Below are 16409 nucleotides of genomic sequence, written 5' to 3'. Positions count from 1 at the left end.
CTTTTTTATGAGACGGTGACGCCAGCCAGCTTGCGGGCATAGGCGAGGGTATCGATGTCTTCAGGCGTCTTATCCGTGCGGATGGCCTTGATGCGAGGAAAGCGAAGTGAGAGGCCGCTGTCATGGCGGGTGCTGGCCTGGATGGAATCAAAAGCGATCTCCAAAACGGTGTCCGGGATGACGGTGCGCACGCTGCCTTTTTGCTGCAAGGTGGTGCTGGTGAAGTGTTCCGTGAGCGTTTCGATCTCGGCATCGGTGAGGCCTGAGTATGCTTTACCGATGACCCGCAGGGCACCATGCTCATCCCGCACGGCAAAGGTGTAATCACTGAGCACATGGCTGCGTTTGCCATGGCCCTGCTCGGCTTTGACGACGACGACGTCCAGAGTGGCGAAGGCTTTTTTCAGCTTTAGCCAGGCCTTTCCGCGTCGCCCGGGAGTGTAGGCAGTAGCGGGGTCTTTGGCGATGAGGCCTTCGTTATTCCGACGGCGGGCCGCCATGAATGCGGCCTCAATTTCTACCTCTGAACGGACATGGTGAACATCGATCAAGGTCATGCCTGGGGGCATGGTCACGGACTCCAGGGCAAGCCGCCTTTGCGCCAGAGGCTGGCTGAGCAGGGAGCTGCCGTTTTTCCAGAGCAGGTCAAAGACGACGTACCTGACACTGATGTCACTGGGTAGAAAAAGATCCGCCTGATCCCGACGGCCTAACCTTTTTTGCAAATCAAAGAAGGAGAGCTTTTTGTCTTCTGCATAGGCGATGATTTCACCATCCATGATGACTTCATCATGCAGGCCGACTGCTGCCTGGGTGATCTCGGGAAACTGGACGCCGATGGGTTTTAAATCGCGGGTATAAATTTCCACCTTGCCGGTGCTGCGATGCAACTGGGCACGGATGCCGTCATACTTGTCCTCCAGCCACACCTCCCCTGCCCCGTCTGGCTCTGCGCCCAGCATGCGCTGCCAGATGTCTGCGGCGGTTTCTTCAGGAGTAGCCAGCATGATTTTGATGGGCACCATGGGGCGCGGCACGGCCTCATGCAGCCGCGCCTGACGGGCCAGAACGGCTGCGCGGCCAATGTCCCCGCTGAGCATGGCGGCCTCACGCACGGCATCGGCAGGTTGCTGGAAAGCGGTGGCGATGGCTTCTTCGATGAGGCCTTCTTTGGAGCCCATGCGCAGTTCACCCGTCATGAGCCGCACGAGCCAGGAGCCGGTGTGGGCGGACAGGTGAGCCAGCCTTTCACGAAGGAGTTTTGTTTTGGGCAGCGGCCCACGTGCCTCCCGCAGTTCTCGGAAAAAATGCGCGGTTTCCTGAAGATCCATGTCTGCCACCACGAGTGGGCAACGGCTGAGGACGAGGTAAGCGGTGCGGCCTGCATCTGCCTGGCTGCGTGAAAGCGTGCGATACTCCGCATCGCTGAGGCCGGAAAGCTCCTGAAGAGAACGGCGGATGACGGCCCAGCCGGTATTCAGCGGGCCTTCGCCGCCTGCGGGATCAAAGAGAAGACCGGAGCAGTAACGTACGGCCAGTTCCAGATCCGTTTCCTGCTCCAGAGCACGCAGGTAATCGGCGAGTAAAGACACCTTTTTTAGACGGGAAGATTCGGCGGCTGCTTGGGCGCAGACATAGGCCCATTGAGCAAAGCTTTCCGGCTTGCCTTCGGCGGACTCGGGCAAAACTGCGGGCGCGCCTGCCTCCATGATTTTGCGTTTGGGTTGGCCTAACTGGATTTCCAACTGGTCGGCACGTTCCAGGGTCCAGGCTTCATAACCGCGAGCGCGGAGGTCGGCGGCGAATTCCTGGGTATAACCATGCACCAGATAAACTCGGCGTGGGGAGACGGTTTCGACAGTTTCCAATAACTCAGGATAATCGGCATGATCACTGAGCGGAAACACCTCATCCACCTGATAGCGATATTTGGCCCCTGGCTGCATGGCCCAGCCACTGAGCATGGCGGTGCGGCAGGTCTTGAGCTTGCGGATGGCCAGGCTGCGTGCGCCGCTGGGAGGGAAAAGAAGCACATGGCCTTTGGCTTCGGCAGCAACGAAGGGACGGTAGGCGGGCAGCTTTCCCAGCAGCGGGGCGACGACTTCGGTCATTTCCAGGATGGACTTGTGCACCATGACCGGCAGCCCGGCATCACCCAGGGCGCAGAGGATCTCCTGAGCCTTGCCTAACGAATAACCTAACAATACAGGGATGCCGCCATCATCCAAAGTTTCACGCACCCATTTTAACATGGAGGCGACAATTTCACCCGTGGGCGGAAAGCGGAACTGCGGCAGGCCAAAGGTGGTCTCCATGATGAGTGTATCCGCATGCAGAAGCTCACAACGCTCCGAACTGAGTCCCTGCCGCAGCTTATAATCCCCGGTGTAAAGCAGGGTGGCACCATCCGCAATGCGGGTGAGATGCAGCATGGCGGAGCCGACGATGTGACCGGCAGGGAAAAGCCGCAACTTCCAGCCCTCCCACTCAAACACCTGGCGCATGGGCAGGGCCTGAAAGGAGCTGCTTTCTTTGACCCCGTATCGCGCACGCATCAGCTCCAAGGTAAGCTCCGAGGAAAAGGTGAGCTGATGCCGCGCAACGTGGTCGCTATGGGCATGGGAGATAAAGGCCCGCTCCACGCCGAAGTGCGGGTCCAGCCACAGGTCCGCCTCAGGCAGGTAAATACCTTTGGGATGAGTGACCGTGAGAAGCGGGGGCATAGGCTTATGGATACGTATGCGGATGATTTTAGGCGGGTGTGGAAAAGACAGGGGGCTTAAATAAAAGCGAACGAAAGCCGCATAGCTGGCGGCGGCGCCAACGTTGTAAAGGAATGATCCATCAAGCCCGGCTCGGAGTGACTTTTGCTATCCTCCTGTTCTGCCCGCATTTATCCAGAGCAGACATCACGCTTCCAGATCTGGCCAATGTGTCTGTGGATCTGGTCATTCCTGCCATCAGCGAAGGAGCGGCGGGGGCTGGCAAACGAGTGATTCAGACGACCGTCGGCTGGGAGGGGACGAAGGTGCATCATGCGCTATACCTGCCGACCGACTGGGAGGCAGGGAAGAGCCTGCCGGTGATCGTGGAATACGCGGGCAATGGCGGGTACAGGGGTAAATTCGGCGATACCTGCGATGGCACAGTGGAGGGCAGCCGCCTGGGCTACGGCATCACCAGTGGCCAGGGCTGTCTATGGCTGTGCCTGCCCTATGTGGAAAAAGCCGAAGGCACGATGCGCAACGCCACCCAGTGGTGGGGCGATGTGGAGGAGACCAAACGCTACTGTCTGGCGACGGTGAAAGACGTGTGCCTGAAATACGGCGGGGACCCAGCACGGGTGGTCCTGGCGGGCTTTTCGCGCGGCAGCATCGGGTGCAATTACATCGGCCTGCATGACGATGAAATTGCCCGGTTGTGGTGCGGCTTCATCTGCCACAGTCACTATGATGGGGTGAACGTCGGCTGGCCGTATGCCCATGCGGACCGGGCCTCCGCTCTGACGCGGCTAAAGCGTCTGAATGGGCGGCCGCAGTTCATCAGCCAGGAAATGTCCACGGCCGCTACTGAGGAATGGCTGAATAATACCGGGGTGGCTGGCGACTGGACTTTTGTCCCCCTTTACTACCGCAATCACAGCGATGCCTGGGTGCTGCGTGACATCGCGGAAAGGCGAATGGCGCGGGTGTGGTTTCAGCGGGTGGTGGGGAAAAAGTGAAAAAAGTTTGAGGGGTCAGTGGAGCGGCGGGGTAGCACCCGATGAAGACGAACCAACCAAGCGTCTTCATCCAACCAACCTAACCACCTAACTACGACCATGAAGAAACTGACCCTCTCCTTTGCTGCGGCTGCCCTGATGATGACCGGCGTGAGCTGCTCCACCCCGAACACGGACTCAGCCGGCCGTCGTTATCATTCCTCCCCAAATCCAGTCCAGGGCCGGACCGGCATCAGCTGGACAGACACCCGCACCCAAAGGCCAGCCAGCGGCAACGGTGCAGTGCGCTACCATCACTCCACAACCCCCATGGCCAGCAAAACCGGGCTGCAAATCGCCCAGGTGCGCTAGGCTCTTGCATGGATCGCCGAACTGGCTTGCCTGATGCCAACACACCCCACACCTGCCATGAACACACCCGACGATCCTCTCGACGAGCTGCTGTCCCAATGGCAGGTGCCTGGGGAGGCCCCGCCTTCCTTTCAAAGGGAGGTGTGGGCACGCATCGCTGCAGATGAGGCGGACCCGGGTTTATGGGAAAAACTATCCAGCTTTCTCATCCAACCCCGCGGCTGGATGGTAGCAGCCGTGACTTCGATTTTCATCGGGGCCGGCATGGCATGGATGGAGACACGGCCAAGCCGGCTCAATCCTCATGAGGCTTATGTACACTCCATCAGCCCATTCGCCTCCCAGCACCTGGCATCGCACTGAGGCATGAACGTCCGCGAAAAACTGTTCTTCATGGCCCTGGCAGTGATCATCCTGGCCTATTCGGCACATGAGCTGGTGATCCATCTGCGGCCGAAGCCACCTTCCCCCCAGGAGATCGGCCTGGAGTGGCTGAGGCAGGAATACAAGATCCCGGACGAGGCCTATGGAAAGATCGCCAGACTGCACCAGGATTACTTTCTCCGCTGTGATGAGATGTGTGCGACGATGAAGCGCGCCCACCGGCCATTGATCCAACGGAGCAGAAATCCAACGTCCCGCGAACAGAAATCCGCTGCTCTGAGCCGTGAAAAGGCAGTTTGTGAAAACTGCCTGGATAATATGGTGCAGCACCTCAGGACAGTCGCTGCCCTGATGCCGCCTGCCGAGGGAGAACGCTTCCTTGCGGATATCCTTCCTGAAGTCATCAACCCTCCTGAGCTGCAAAAACTGCGCTCTCAGGTGACCCCTCTTCAATGACTGCCCCCGAGGACGACGAGGACAGACATCTCATGATCGCGCTGGCCGGGGGGAACGACCCGGCGCTAAACGTCCTGATGCGGCGGTGGAACGTGCGCCTGACCAGTTATCTGGATCGTCTATGCGGCAGTCATGCGACGGCGTGTGATCTGGCGCAGGAGACTTTTGTGCGCGTTTATAAACACCGGCACCGCTTCCGCACGGCCCAAAAATTTTCCACGTGGCTCTTCGCCATCGCCACGAATCTGGCCCGAAACCACGCACGCTGGCAAAAGCGCCATCCGGTGACCCTCCTGGAGCCTGAGCAGGTCTCTGACTTGCCACTACCATGTGGACAGCCCTGCCCGAGCGGCCATATGGAACAGGAGGAACGTGCGGAGGCCGTGCGCGCGGCCATTTTAAAACTGCCCCCGGAACAAAAGGAAACGCTAATCCTGTCCACCTACGAAGGTATGACCCATTCGGAGATCGCCACCATTATGGAGACGTCAGAAAAGGTGGTGGAAATGCGGCTCTACCGGGCAAGGAAGCAATTGAAGGAACTCCTGCAACCCTGGCTGAAAAATGTATGAGTAGACTGACGATTCCGTCACAAACCGAAGCCTTCCATTGACAGGAGGGGGCTTTTCCCGGTAACACAAGGAGACATCTTACCCCCACGATGAACTTGCCCAATCAACTCACCCTCGCACGTCTGGTGCTTACCGGGTTTTTTGTGGCCTGTTTTTACCTTCCCTGGGCGAGTTCGTATTCCATCGCCGTCATCATCTTTGGCATCGCCAGCTACACGGATTACCTGGATGGCAAAATCGCCCGGGACCGGAATTTGGTGACAAATTTTGGCAAGCTGTTTGATCCGCTGGCGGACAAGATCCTCATCGCTGCCGCCTTCATCCTCCTCTCCGTGGATAAAACGATCCCCTCCTGGATCACTATCGCCATCCTGTCCCGTGAGTTTTTTGTGACGGGCATCCGCCAGATCGCTGCTGGCCAGGGAGCTGTGCTGGCGGCGGAAAAGCTGGGTAAACACAAGATGGTCTGGCAGATCATCACTGTGCTTTATTTCATGCTGAGTGCGGCCTCGAATGAGCCACTTTTTGGCTTCCTAAAACCCGTGTTTGCGCCCTCTACTCTCCACGTGTGGGTGGGAGGATTCATCATCTATTTCACGACCGCGCTGACCCTGGTCTCCGGCTTCAGTTACTTTTGGAAAAACCGGCACTTGTTTAACGATGCGTGACAGTAGGACGAGGATGTGCTACTAATTCACGCATGGTCCTGGAATCCATCCCAGCTCTGACAAAATTGACTTCGGATGAACGCCTCATCCTCGCGGCGGAGCTATGGCGCGAAAACATTGTCAATGAAGAAGGCGATACGGACCCTGAAATGGTGCAGATGCTTCGCGAGCGCCTTGAAAAATACCAGACACAGCCAGAGGCTGTTTCCACCTGGGATGACGTTAAAGCCCGGCTTACCGCCCGATGAAGCGTCCAGAGCTGATTTGGACGGCTGATGGTGAGGCGGATCTTCGAAAGCTCTATAATTGGATGGAGGAACATTCAGAACAAGCTGGGGACCATTTTATTGTGGTGGTAGATAGCGCACTTGAATTGCTCCGCTCTTTCCCAGAAATGGCTCCAATGTATGAACCGCCATTCAGACGCTTGCTGATCGGTAAGCGAGATATTGGGCTGTTTTATGCCGTTGAAGGACGACGGATTGTGGTACATGCGATCGCGTTTCTAAATGGCGACAGTTCACAGATTCAGCGGCGGCTTGGATTGTGGTCTTGAGATTGCCGAGGGAGTTCGTTATTTTCGGAACATGTCCGCCGAAGCCCAACTATTAGCCCTGGATCTCACGCTGCCTCCTGCCCCGCCCAAGGGAGGTATTTACAAGCCGGTCGTCATCGTGGGAAACGTGGCGTACGTTTCTGGCCACGGCCCTTACCTGGCGGATGGAGGAATGACGCGAGGCCGGGTGGGTGAAGACCTGGATCTGGCCGAGGCACATGAAGCCGCCAGGCAAACGGGACTGGCCATGCTGGCGACCCTGAAGAAGGAGCTGGGCAGCCTGGACCGTGTCAAACGTGTGGTGAAACTGCTGGGCATGGTGAATTCGACACCCGAATTTTCGGACCATCCCAAGGTGATCAATGGATGCAGCGAACTTTTTGCGCAGATCTGGGGTGAAGAAAATGGCATCGGTGCGCGCAGTGCTGTCGGCATGGGGTCATTGCCGGGGCAGATTGCAGTGGAGATCGAAGGTATCTTTGAGCTGCATCCGTAAAGGAGCTCAATCGTTAAGGCCGTATGCCAGGCCCACTACTTCCCCATCCTCATCATCAAAGGAAATGCGCATGGGGCGGCAGCAGACTTCGCAATCATAGTCCACATCGCAAGGCGTCTCCGTGACGAAGGGGGCGGGGACTTCGAACTCCTCAAAGCAGGAGGGGCAGGTGACAGGAACAGTATTCATGGATCAGGAACCAAAACGTTTTACCAGTTCCTGCTGGCGGTAGTGAAACACTTTTTCATGCATCGGCTGCACATAAAGGGCATGGACGATTTCACTGAATGGCCAAAAGGGCAGCGCATACACCACATGATCCGTCATTTCCGTGCTGGTGTCCGAAAGGGCGCGGAAACTGTGGCGATGATGCCAGAGCTTGTAGGGACCGAAGCGCTGCTCATCCAGGAAATAGGAGCCGGGGACCACGTGCTTGATCTCCGTCACCCAGGTGCGGTAAATGAAGGGGGCCAGTTGCAGACGGTACCAGATGAGCTGCCCAGGATGCACGGGTGAGACATCCCCGCCCAGTGTCTGGAAGCGCATGTCCGGCGGGGTGATGTCATTGAGATTGGCTGGATTGGAAAAGAAAGCCCAGGCCTGCTCCAGCGGGATGGGCAGAACCTGAGACTGGCGGAATTCGCGGAGATGCATGTCACCTTTACGCGGCTGATGAGGTACCGGGCGGCAAAGCTTTTAACGCGGAGGCTGTAGGCGGTCGGGGACATTGTCATTCTCCTGATCAAAGGGCAGCATGTCCTCAGGATCGGCTGCGGGACTGGTATCAGGAAACCATTCTTCACTGAGAGAAAGCGCGCGCCAGAGATGCTGGGCACATTCCGCACGCGTCAGCAGGTGGGCCCCGCGATCTTTGTCCAGCAGTCCTGGCGATGCAGGCAGCCCCAGCGCGGTGAGCCAGCGATGCAGCGTGCTCCAGGTGACCTTTCCGTCAGGATCCAAGGAGGCCTTTTGAGGACCACCCTCATCTAAGGATACAAGTGCCTTGATATCAGCGCGGTCCGTGTCAGCGGCTGGCACATCGAGGAAATTTGCATCTTTTCTTTGAAACTGGTCTTTCGGCTGCCGTGTGGCCCGATACAGCCGGGCCAGAATGCCGGCCAGTTCACGACGGGTGACAATTTTCGTGGGCTGAAAAAACACGCTGTCCGTCTCCGGCAACCAGATGAGCCGCACGGCGAGCAAGTTGGCCGCTTCAAAATGGGCATCCTCCGGCAGTACATCCTGCCACGGGAATATGAGCACACCTGGCCCACCGTGACCGCGTACCAGTTTTTGCTGAAGCTCACGCACCAGCGGCATGGAGGCTACCACCTGGCGTGGCTGGCTTTCCTCCCGCAGGGACATCCAGGCCAGGGTGGCGCTGGCCTGGCCGATAAGCATCATCTGGTTATGCAGGCGCAGGGCCGACTGCACCACGCTGCTGACGCCGATGTTTTTCCCTGCGCCTAACAAACCATTCATCTCCACCGGCACCAGGCCGCGCAGCGGAAAGGTGGCCCGGTCCGTATCCGTGTGCCAGCCACGGGACTCCGTGTGCACATACTGCCAGGGACCGTTGCGGTCTTCTGTGAGAAACTTCCGGCGGGTGGGGTGGAAATCAATGTTGAACTGAAAACCCAGGATGGAATCTACTGCCAGCACATTGGCCCATTTGGGCTCTTTCGAATCGGCGCGGATGTGGTTTTCGTTCAGCATTGCCAGGGCTTCCAGTCGCAACCCCTCGCGGATGTAGGGTTTCGGCGGCAGCCGGTCGGGGGTGCCAAATTCATCCGTCAGCTCCATGTAGCGGAAAGACTGGGGAAAATCCCCCACACGCTCATGCACCTTCGTCTGCAGATGATGCAGAAAGCTAAGCGCATGGGCTTTGGCATCAGTGAAGATGATCCGCCGTTGTGCAGGTGTGAGGTCCACGATGTTTTTCTTCGATGCACCGACTTCGGTCTTTTCCAGCGCCTCCACCACGGGCTGCGGAAGCTGGCATAACGGATAGTCTTGTACCGGCCAGTTTAAAAACGTGGCCTCCGTTCCGGGGGCGAAACCGTTGTGCCAGCGGTCCACCAACCTGCGATGGGTATAAATGCTCCAGCCGCTGCTGGCGTAAATGCCTGCGCTCATGTCGCTATCCACCCAGGGACGTGTTTTGTCCACGGCGGCGAACGAACGCGCATCATAAGTGGCAGGGGGTGGGATGACACTGGCCTTGCCTGCCTCTCGCAAAACCACGCACCAGGAGAGCGGATTCATCTCTTGTCGGCCGGCTTCATCATAAGCCTCCGGTGCGCTAGGTTCATGAAAACGTGATCGGAGGTCCGGCCCGGCCCCGTAACGCGCTCCGCTGAGGCGGATGACATCGCCCCAGTCAGAAGCATCCATGGTTAGGCGTGCGTTCACGGTCAGGGATTCCGGCTTGCCCTGGGTATGCTGAAAGTCCACACCCGTCACCTTTCCGTCGATGACACTCACCTTCACCGGCTCCCAGTCGCGCTCGATCCGCAATACTCCGCTCTCCACATACGGCCTCAACAGATCCTCAAAAATTCCAGCCGCCGCCGCAGGTTCAATCGTGTCCGTACCGCAGTAGGCATTGCCGGGGGTGGCCTTGCCATAGGTGGCGGAATTGTGTGCCCGGATGCGCTGCACCACTTCAGCGAACAGGCCACTGCGGGGAAAATTCACGCGCTTGCCGCCCACGGTGGTCCATTCATCCAGACAGCCTACTCCCTCGGCACTGAACTGCCCGCCCAGCCACTGGATGTCATTCACTAACACGATCTTCTTCACCCCCAGCCGAGCTGCCTGCACAGCCGCTGCACAGGCAGATTCATTGCCACCGACGATGAGCAGATCCGTTTGGATGACCTCCGAGCGGGCCACACCGGAAAGCAGCAGAAGAGTAAAAAGGAAAGATTTCATAGTTGTGTCATGGGCTGCACCATGGGCCAGAGGGTGAGTTCTTCAGTGACCAGGTGCGCGGGAGCCTCAGCCAAACCAACAAGGACGTGCCCCAAATCTGCTGGGGAAATGCAGCGTGAAAGAATGTCCGCATCCCGGGGAGGCAGACCTGCGGCATCCGTGAAATCCGTCTGCCCCCAGGAAGGCAGTACGCTGGTCACCCGGATCCCATGAGGGCGCAATTCGGTCAGCAAGCATTTGCTAAACATGAGCAATCCTGCCTTGGCTGCCGAATACACACTCCATCCTGGCCAGGCATGTTTCGAGCAGGCGCTGCCGATATTCACGATCAGCCCGCTACCCTGCCTCTGCATGATGCCCGCCGCCCGCGCACAGCCCAGCATGGCCCCGGTGAGATTGCTGGCGATGGATTGAACGAGGTGCGCATCCTGCAAAGCACTCACCGGTCCGATCTTCACCCCTTCCCCGGCGTTGTTCACCAATACATCCAGCCGACCTGTCTCCTTCATCACCGTTTCCATAAGACGGTCCCAGGCTGCGCCATCCGCCACATCAGCGACGAAGGCATGCGCGCCGATGCGCTGGGCCGTTGCATTGAGCACCTGTTCATTGCGTCCAGTGATCCACACACTTGCACCTGCTTTTATAAATGCCTCTGCAATGCCGGCTCCGTAACCGCGAGAGCCGCCTGTGACGATGACTGTTCTGTTGTTCATTGAACTCATGTTTGAAAGAATGAATCGCACAGAAGATCAGTCATCTTTCTTTCTGTTTGCAATATCAAACCTGTGTTGAAATAACAAACAACGATGAAATATAAAAAACCCACCCCAGACACGCCCTCCCTAGAGCGCTATCGGGTGCCCATCCTGGACCGGACTTTGGACTTGCTGGAGCTACTGGTGCAAGAGCCGGGCGGGCTCACTCTCACGGCGATGACGGAGAAGCTCAAAATGCCTAAAAACTCTGTCTTCCGCATTGCCACCACGCTGACGCTGCGCGGGTATGCCATGAGGGATGTGAGGACCAAGAGCTACCGCGCCAGCCGCAAGCTGCTGAGCCTGGGCCATGCGGCCATGGGCGGTGAGAGCCTACTGCAAGCGGCGTGGCCCGTGCTCACGGCGCTGCGGGATGAGACGGGAGAAACAGCACTCATCGGCAGCCTGTCCGGTCACCAGGGTGTGGTCCTCGATCAGTCTGTTTCGCTTCATCCGGTCAAGGTCGTGGTGGAGGTGGGCCATGCCTTTCCCCTGCACACAGCCGCCCCAGCGAAGGCAATGCTCGCCTTTTTGGAAAAACCCGCCTGCGACCTGCTCATCCAGCAGATTCGCTTTCAGAAAAAAACGCCTCGCACCCTTACCTCCGCCCGCGCATTTCGCGCAGAGCTAAGCCGCGTCAAAACCCAGGGTTTCGCCCTGGATCAGGCGGAGGAGAGCGAGAGCTTCACCTGTGCAGCAGCCCCTGTTTTTGATCATCACGGTCAGCCCGTGGCGGCGCTATGGATTTCAGGACCCGTGGACCGCCTGCCCATCCATTCCCTAGCCAAGTACGGCTGTATTGTTCAGCGGCATGCTGATAGCCTGTCTCAAAAACTGGGTTGGCCTGGGCGCTAAGTGCTCAGAAAATGCCGAATAACCAAACCAAGGTTGTCGCAACGCATGTAACGTGGCAAGATTCACTCACCACCATGCCACTCGCAGTTTATCACATTCTTCATCTTGTCGGTCTTATTCTAGTCTTCATCGGTTTTGGAGCCCTGCTTTCCACGGAAGGTGCCAAGTCCTCCATGAAATGGCACGGCACAGGCCTGCTCATCAGCTTGGTCTCCGGATTCGGAATGCTGGCTAAAATGGGCCTGTTCAGCGCCCTGCCCGTCTGGGTTTACATCAAGCTGGCCCTGTGGCTGGTGCTCGGCGCTCTACCAGTGCTGGCGAAACGCCGCGTGGTGAAGCCTGTGGTGGTGGTCGTCCTGGCCGCATTCATCGGTGCCACGATGGGTTACCTGGGATATTTGAAGCCCGTCTGGTAAGCCCTGTTTGACTTTAGGAAACGCACGAAGTGGAAGCCCGCTTCGTGCGTTTATCCTTTTAGCCCCTGTGTTCGTAGTCATGAAAACGCTCTTTTTCTGCCTGATGTCTGCCACCGCCTTTGCCCAGCCTTTGAAATATCCCGACACCCGCCAGGATGCATCCGTCTTTGACGACTACCATGGCACCCGGATCGCTGATCCCTACCGCTGGCTGGAAGATGACAACAGCGAGGAAACCAAGGCCTGGGTCAAAGCCCAGAATGAAGTGACTTTTGGTTATCTCAACAAGCTACCAAAACGCGACGAACTGCGCTCCCGTCTGGAAAAACTGTGGAACTACGAGCGCGTGGGAGCCCCCTTCGAGGAAGGCGGCCGCTGGTTCTTCAACCGCAATTCAGGACTGCAAAACCAGAGCGTTTTTTACGTGACCGAATCCCTGGATTCGGAACCACGCATTTTGTTAGACCCGAACACGCTATCTAAAGATGGCACCACTTCCCTGACGGAAACGGCTCCGAGTCCGAATGGAAAACTGCTCGTCTATGGCCTGTCCAAGGCAGGCAGCGACTGGCAGGAATTTCGCGTGAAGGACATCGATACCGGCGAGGACCGCGAGGACGTACTGGAGTGGATCAAATTCAGCGGTGCCTCCTGGGCCAAGGACAGCAGCGGATTTTATTACAGCCGCTACCCGCAGCCGAAAGAGGGTGCGGCCCTGACCGAGGCGAACAAAAACCAGAAGGTGTATTTCCACAAGCTGGGCACCCCGCAAAGCGAGGACCGCCTGGTCTATGAACGCCCGGACCAGCCGGACTGGGGCCTGCACGCCTACGTCACCGACGACGGGCGTTACCTCACCTTCACCGTCACCGAAGGCACGGACCCGAAGAAGCGCATCTTTTACCAGGACCTGGACGCACCTGATGGCAAGGTCATCGAACTGCTCAATGACTTCGATGCTTCCTACGGTTTCATCGATAACGTCGGCAGCCTCTTTTATTTCCGCACGGATCTGGATGCCCCCCGCTACCGCGTCATCGCCATTGATGTGACCCAACCCGCTCGTGAAAACTGGCGCGAAATCCTGCCACATACGGCGGACAAACTGGATGGCGTCTCCATCGTCGGTGATCAACTCCTGTGCGAATACCTCAAGGACGCCCGCTCAAACGTGCGCGCCTTTGATCTTGAGGGCAAGCTCATCCGTCAGGTGGAGCTGCCCGGCATCGGCACCATCGGCGGATTTGGAGGTCGCCGCCGCGACCTGGAGACCTTTTACTCCTTCACCAGTTTCACCACGCCCGGAGCTATTTATCGTTACGACATCGCCACCGGCAAAAGCACCCTTTACCGCCAGCCAAAGGTGGACTTCGACGGCAGCCTTTACGAAACGAAACAGATCTTTGCCACCAGCAAGGACGGCACCCGCGTGCCCATGTTCATCGTCCACAAAAAAGGGCTGAAACTGGACGGTAATAATGCGACCCTGCTCTACGGGTACGGCGGCTTTAACATCAGCCTCACCCCCAGCTTCTCCATCGGCCGCACCGTCTGGCTGGAAATGGGCGGCGTTTATGCCATGGCCAACCTGCGCGGCGGGGGCGAATACGGTGCCGACTGGCACCGCGCCGGCACCAAGCTGACCAAGCAGAACGTCTTTGATGACTTCATCGCCTGCGCGGAGCATTTACAAAAAGAAGGTTATACCTCACCGAAAAAGCTGGCCATCATGGGCGGCAGCAATGGTGGTCTCCTCGTCGGTGCCTGCATGACCCAACGGCCCGAGCTCTTCGGCGCTGCTTTGCCAGCCGTGGGCGTGATGGACATGCTGCGCTTTCACAACTTCACCATCGGCTGGGCCTGGAAGAGCGACTATGGCAGCAGTGAAAAGGCGGACGAGTTTCAGGCCCTGCATGCCTACTCCCCACTGCACAATTTAAAACCCGGCACCCGCTACCCAGCCACGATGGTCACCACCGCAGACCACGATGACCGCGTCGTCCCCGCCCACAGCTTTAAATTCGCCGCGCGCCTCCAGGAATGCCAGGCCAAGGACGGCCCGCCTGTCCTCATCCGTATCGAAACCAGCGCCGGTCATGGTGCGGGTACGGCCCTGAAAAAGGTGATCGAAGAGACGGCCGACGAATGGGCGTTTCTGCATCAAGTGCTGGAGATGGAGTGAAGGCTGAAGGGCCTTCTATGCGTTTCTCTCCTCCCGCCGGAACTGCTCCAGTTCCTGGCGGAGCGGTTCCCAGTAAGCGCGATCCAGAGCCTTCTCTGCACTGACTTCGGCGTCCAACGCAGCGCGAAGGGCATCCATGTCGGGGTTACGGGCGAGGGCGAGCAATGGCCGCTGGGACTCCAGGGCAGCGGCTTCGGTGGGATAACGGTGGCAGAGCTCTTGAACCAATTCGGGGGTTCTTGCCTCCGTCAGCCAGAAATGGATCCACTCCGCATTGGCGTGTTCACTATTCTCACGATAGTGAATGGCGACCAGGAGTTCAATCATGGGCCAGTCTTTGCTGCGCTGAGTTTTCTTCGCCTTGACGAGATCCGGCACGCTCAGGAGGTGATATTCAGCCCCTGCGTCATCACCATAGGTTGTACGGCGCGCCCAGAGGGTGGCGAAAGGGGGGACTCCGCGCATCTGAGTCATGACGTCCACCCTCAGCCCCTCGACTCCGGGTGCCTGGCAGCGGAAGTGGATGGCATGACCGCGCTCCAGAATGGCAGGATCAAAACGTGGAATGGCAATGCGCTCCGCCTTCAGTTCGGCCAGGGCGCTGTGCAACCTCTCATAGTTTTCATCATCTGCGCACAGGGCAAAATCAATGTCCTTGCTAACTTGCGCCGCGCCGTAAAAGACGCAGGCCTGCCCTCCCATGAGCAGCGCCTGGACGCCATGCTTCTGGATCATCAAAAGGACTTGTCGGATCGGGGTCGGGATCAAGGCTGCCTCCCATGGCTAAGTATTGGGCGAAGAGCTGCTCGCTGCGCCGGAAACGCTCCAGAGGGGTGAGGTCCACCCACTCCTTCCATTCGTCCGGCAGTTGCTCATAAGTCATTGCATTCTCATGCTATCACAGCAGCCAGGGGCGGCAAGGGACAGTTGGGCGGCGTTTTCAACACCCCGTTTTGCTCTTTCGCCCCTCCTTATTCCCCACAAAAAAGTTGTCGCAGTGTCTGCCGGGTGGATAAGGTGAGGGATTATGGCCTCGCTCAATAAAGTCATGCTCATCGGCAATCTCACCCGCGATCCGGAGGTGCGTTATACGCCCAAAGGAAGTGCGGTGTGCGACATGGCCATTGCCGTCAACCGGCGTTACCTCACCGAAAGCGGTGAGCGCCAGGAGGAGGTGACGTATCTGGACATCGTGCTCTGGGGCAAGCAGGCCGAGCTGGCCGGGCAATACCTGGCCAAAGGCCGCTCCATCTTCATCGAAGGCCGTCTGCAAATGGATACCTGGGAGGACAAAGCCACCGGTCAAAAGCGCAGCAAGATCAAGATCGTGGCGGAAAACATGCAGTTTCTGGATAGCAAAGGCGGTGCCCCTCCCGGAGGTGGCGGCGGCGGTGGTGGCAATTATGCCGGTGATGACGAAGGATATAGTGCCCCCGCACCCCAGCAGCAGCGCCGTCCAGCAGCCGGTGGCGGCGGGGGGGGAGGAGGGTATGGTGGCGGCGGAAATTCAGGCGGCGGCGTTGGTGGTTACCAGCGCCCGGCACAGCAGCAGCGTCCTGCCCAGCGCCAGGCACCTGCGCAGCAGGATGACTTCGGCGAAGGCCCAATCACCGAAGGCATGGAAGATGACGACATCCCGTTTTGATGCCTGGGTGCGCCGCGTTTGCGCATTACTACACCTCACTTGGCAGTTCTCTAGGATTCGTCGGCTTCGTGCGTTCACGCTGTGACCGCACTCAGTTTTGTCATGGGTGCGGCAGCAACCAGCCGCACATCCATGAAAGCCCTTATCCCTGCCCTGCTCCTGACCTTCATCAGCATCACTGCCGTCTTGGCGAAAGGTGGCCCGCCTATCAATGAACTCTGCCCGGTGGATGGAAAAGCTGGTCGCGTCATTTACCGGGTCTTTTCAGAAAAAGGCACCATCATCTTTTGCTGCGCCACCTGCCTGGACACTTATCAAAAAAGCCCAGCCAGTTACCCCGTGGCACCAAAGGCCGAGAAATAGAGACGCCGCTTGCATTCCACCAGGATTTCGGGCTTGAATCACCGGACTCCTG

General features: G+C 58.2%; 20 protein-coding genes. 14 read left to right on the top strand and 6 right to left on the bottom strand.

The genetic code is table 11. The annotated features are described in order from the left end of the window. Positions 1–5 precede the first annotated feature (5 nt). Positions 6–2723 (bottom strand): ATP-dependent DNA ligase, encoded by a 2718-nt coding sequence (locus tag EI77_RS11565; protein WP_133795413.1) that lies wholly within the window; start codon positions 2721–2723, stop codon positions 6–8. A gap of 113 nt (positions 2724–2836) precedes the next feature. On the opposite strand from EI77_RS11565, the gene EI77_RS11560 reads away from it, so the two are divergent. The 9 genes from EI77_RS11560 to EI77_RS11520 all read left to right on the top strand — a co-directional run bounded on the left by EI77_RS11560 (position 2837) and on the right by EI77_RS11520 (position 7204). Further along, entirely contained in the window at positions 2837–3721 is an 885-nt protein-coding gene (locus EI77_RS11560) for an alpha/beta hydrolase (RefSeq protein ID WP_208300339.1), read from the top strand. 99 nt (positions 3722–3820) lie between these two features. Further along, entirely contained in the window at positions 3821–4072 is a 252-nt protein-coding gene (locus EI77_RS11555) for a hypothetical protein (protein WP_133795412.1), read from the top strand. Positions 4073–4129: 57 nt separating this feature from the next. Then, a complete protein-coding gene (locus EI77_RS11550; RefSeq protein WP_133795411.1) occupies positions 4130–4435 on the top strand; it encodes a hypothetical protein in 306 nt (101 codons plus the stop codon). Positions 4436–4438: 3 nt separating this feature from the next. Continuing rightward, on the top strand, positions 4439–4912 hold the full coding sequence (locus tag EI77_RS11545) for a hypothetical protein (protein ID WP_133795410.1): 474 nt from the start codon (positions 4439–4441) through the stop codon (positions 4910–4912). After that, positions 4909–5484, top strand: a complete 576-nt coding sequence (locus EI77_RS11540) for an RNA polymerase sigma factor (RefSeq protein WP_133795409.1) — start codon at positions 4909–4911, stop codon at positions 5482–5484. Before EI77_RS11545 ends, EI77_RS11540 begins: the two co-directional genes overlap by 4 nt. 89 nt (positions 5485–5573) lie before the next feature. Then, the gene (gene pgsA, locus EI77_RS11535) at positions 5574–6152 is read left to right on the top strand and encodes a CDP-diacylglycerol--glycerol-3-phosphate 3-phosphatidyltransferase (protein WP_133795408.1); all 579 of its coding nucleotides are present in this window, start codon (positions 5574–5576) and stop codon (positions 6150–6152) included. 32 nt (positions 6153–6184) lie between these two features. Next, entirely contained in the window at positions 6185–6400 is a 216-nt protein-coding gene (locus tag EI77_RS11530; protein ID WP_133795407.1) for an addiction module protein, read from the top strand. Further along, positions 6397–6708, top strand: coding sequence for a type II toxin-antitoxin system RelE/ParE family toxin (locus tag EI77_RS11525; protein ID WP_133795406.1), 312 nt, complete (start codon positions 6397–6399; stop codon positions 6706–6708). The genes EI77_RS11530 and EI77_RS11525 overlap by 4 nt, the downstream gene beginning before the upstream one ends. A 31-nt stretch (positions 6709–6739) precedes the next feature. Continuing rightward, positions 6740–7204, top strand: a complete 465-nt coding sequence (locus tag EI77_RS11520) for a RidA family protein (RefSeq protein WP_133795405.1) — start codon at positions 6740–6742, stop codon at positions 7202–7204. A 6-nt stretch (positions 7205–7210) separates the two neighbouring features. Here EI77_RS11520 and EI77_RS11515 read toward each other — a convergent pair whose 3' ends face one another. From EI77_RS11515 to EI77_RS11500, 4 genes are read right to left on the bottom strand one after another with little or no spacing between them, the layout of a single operon-like run. Beyond that, positions 7211–7393, bottom strand: coding sequence for a zinc ribbon domain-containing protein (locus tag EI77_RS11515; protein WP_133795404.1), 183 nt, complete (start codon positions 7391–7393; stop codon positions 7211–7213). Between the two features lie 3 nt (positions 7394–7396). Then, positions 7397–7858, bottom strand: a complete 462-nt coding sequence (locus EI77_RS11510; protein ID WP_133795403.1) for an SRPBCC family protein — start codon at positions 7856–7858, stop codon at positions 7397–7399. Positions 7859–7900: 42 nt separating this feature from the next. Beyond that, the gene (locus EI77_RS11505) at positions 7901–10138 is read right to left on the bottom strand and encodes an FAD-dependent oxidoreductase (protein ID WP_133795402.1); all 2238 of its coding nucleotides are present in this window, start codon (positions 10136–10138) and stop codon (positions 7901–7903) included. Then, on the bottom strand, positions 10135–10854 hold the full coding sequence (locus EI77_RS11500) for an SDR family oxidoreductase (protein ID WP_166647198.1): 720 nt from the start codon (positions 10852–10854) through the stop codon (positions 10135–10137). Before EI77_RS11500 ends, EI77_RS11505 begins: the two co-directional genes overlap by 4 nt. Positions 10855–10947: 93 nt before the next feature. Here EI77_RS11500 and EI77_RS11495 point away from each other — a divergent pair, with 93 nt between their 5' ends. The 3 genes from EI77_RS11495 (at position 10948) to EI77_RS11485 (ending at position 14349) form a co-directional block, all read left to right on the top strand. Next, entirely contained in the window at positions 10948–11751 is an 804-nt protein-coding gene (locus tag EI77_RS11495) for an IclR family transcriptional regulator (protein WP_133795400.1), read from the top strand. Positions 11752–11825: 74 nt separating this feature from the next. Next, positions 11826–12167 (top strand): hypothetical protein, encoded by a 342-nt coding sequence (locus EI77_RS11490; RefSeq protein ID WP_133795399.1) that lies wholly within the window; start codon positions 11826–11828, stop codon positions 12165–12167. A gap of 79 nt (positions 12168–12246) precedes the next feature. Further along, positions 12247–14349, top strand: coding sequence for a prolyl oligopeptidase family serine peptidase (locus EI77_RS11485; protein ID WP_208300337.1), 2103 nt, complete (start codon positions 12247–12249; stop codon positions 14347–14349). 15 nt (positions 14350–14364) lie between these two features. On the opposite strand, the gene EI77_RS11480 is transcribed toward EI77_RS11485, so the two are convergent. Continuing rightward, positions 14365–15084: a hypothetical protein gene (locus EI77_RS11480; RefSeq protein ID WP_133795398.1), complete on the bottom strand. Its 720-nt coding sequence runs from the start codon at positions 15082–15084 to the stop codon at positions 14365–14367. A gap of 292 nt (positions 15085–15376) precedes the next feature. Here EI77_RS11480 and EI77_RS11475 point away from each other — a divergent pair, with 292 nt between their 5' ends. Both EI77_RS11475 and EI77_RS11470 read left to right on the top strand, forming a co-directional pair. Continuing rightward, positions 15377–15994, top strand: coding sequence for a single-stranded DNA-binding protein (locus tag EI77_RS11475; protein WP_133795397.1), 618 nt, complete (start codon positions 15377–15379; stop codon positions 15992–15994). Positions 15995–16126: 132 nt separating this feature from the next. Then, positions 16127–16357 carry a hypothetical protein gene (locus EI77_RS11470; RefSeq protein ID WP_133795396.1) on the top strand — a complete coding sequence of 77 codons (231 nt, stop codon included), beginning with the start codon at positions 16127–16129 and terminating at the stop codon, positions 16355–16357. Positions 16358–16409 lie beyond the last annotated feature (52 nt).

Source organism: Prosthecobacter fusiformis, assembly GCF_004364345.1.
Classification (GTDB): Bacteria; Verrucomicrobiota; Verrucomicrobiia; order Verrucomicrobiales; family Verrucomicrobiaceae; genus Prosthecobacter; species Prosthecobacter fusiformis.
Note: the sequence above shows the minus strand (reverse complement) of the source record. Positions and strands in the feature narration are given on the sequence as shown.

Coding starts and splice junctions, on each gene's coding strand:
- EI77_RS11550 (WP_133795411.1), top strand. CDS start 4,130: ATGAACACACCCGACGATCCTCTCGACGAGCTGCTGTCCCAATGGCAG.
- EI77_RS11515 (WP_133795404.1), bottom strand. CDS start 7,393: ATGAATACTGTTCCTGTCACCTGCCCCTCCTGCTTTGAGGAGTTCGAA.
- EI77_RS11555 (WP_133795412.1), top strand. CDS start 3,821: ATGAAGAAACTGACCCTCTCCTTTGCTGCGGCTGCCCTGATGATGACC.
- EI77_RS11495 (WP_133795400.1), top strand. CDS start 10,948: ATGAAATATAAAAAACCCACCCCAGACACGCCCTCCCTAGAGCGCTAT.
- EI77_RS11485 (WP_208300337.1), top strand. CDS start 12,247: ATGAAAACGCTCTTTTTCTGCCTGATGTCTGCCACCGCCTTTGCCCAG.
- EI77_RS11470 (WP_133795396.1), top strand. CDS start 16,127: ATGAAAGCCCTTATCCCTGCCCTGCTCCTGACCTTCATCAGCATCACT.
- EI77_RS11540 (WP_133795409.1), top strand. CDS start 4,909: ATGACTGCCCCCGAGGACGACGAGGACAGACATCTCATGATCGCGCTG.
- EI77_RS11565 (WP_133795413.1), bottom strand. CDS start 2,723: ATGCCCCCGCTTCTCACGGTCACTCATCCCAAAGGTATTTACCTGCCT.
- EI77_RS11545 (WP_133795410.1), top strand. CDS start 4,439: ATGAACGTCCGCGAAAAACTGTTCTTCATGGCCCTGGCAGTGATCATC.
- EI77_RS11480 (WP_133795398.1), bottom strand. CDS start 15,084: ATGATCCAGAAGCATGGCGTCCAGGCGCTGCTCATGGGAGGGCAGGCC.
- EI77_RS11490 (WP_133795399.1), top strand. CDS start 11,826: ATGCCACTCGCAGTTTATCACATTCTTCATCTTGTCGGTCTTATTCTA.
- EI77_RS11505 (WP_133795402.1), bottom strand. CDS start 10,138: ATGAAATCTTTCCTTTTTACTCTTCTGCTGCTTTCCGGTGTGGCCCGC.
- EI77_RS11520 (WP_133795405.1), top strand. CDS start 6,740: ATGTCCGCCGAAGCCCAACTATTAGCCCTGGATCTCACGCTGCCTCCT.
- EI77_RS11510 (WP_133795403.1), bottom strand. CDS start 7,858: ATGCATCTCCGCGAATTCCGCCAGTCTCAGGTTCTGCCCATCCCGCTG.
- pgsA (WP_133795408.1), top strand. CDS start 5,574: ATGAACTTGCCCAATCAACTCACCCTCGCACGTCTGGTGCTTACCGGG.
- EI77_RS11525 (WP_133795406.1), top strand. CDS start 6,397: ATGAAGCGTCCAGAGCTGATTTGGACGGCTGATGGTGAGGCGGATCTT.
- EI77_RS11530 (WP_133795407.1), top strand. CDS start 6,185: ATGGTCCTGGAATCCATCCCAGCTCTGACAAAATTGACTTCGGATGAA.
- EI77_RS11560 (WP_208300339.1), top strand. CDS start 2,837: ATGATCCATCAAGCCCGGCTCGGAGTGACTTTTGCTATCCTCCTGTTC.
- EI77_RS11500 (WP_166647198.1), bottom strand. CDS start 10,854: ATGAACAACAGAACAGTCATCGTCACAGGCGGCTCTCGCGGTTACGGA.
- EI77_RS11475 (WP_133795397.1), top strand. CDS start 15,377: ATGGCCTCGCTCAATAAAGTCATGCTCATCGGCAATCTCACCCGCGAT.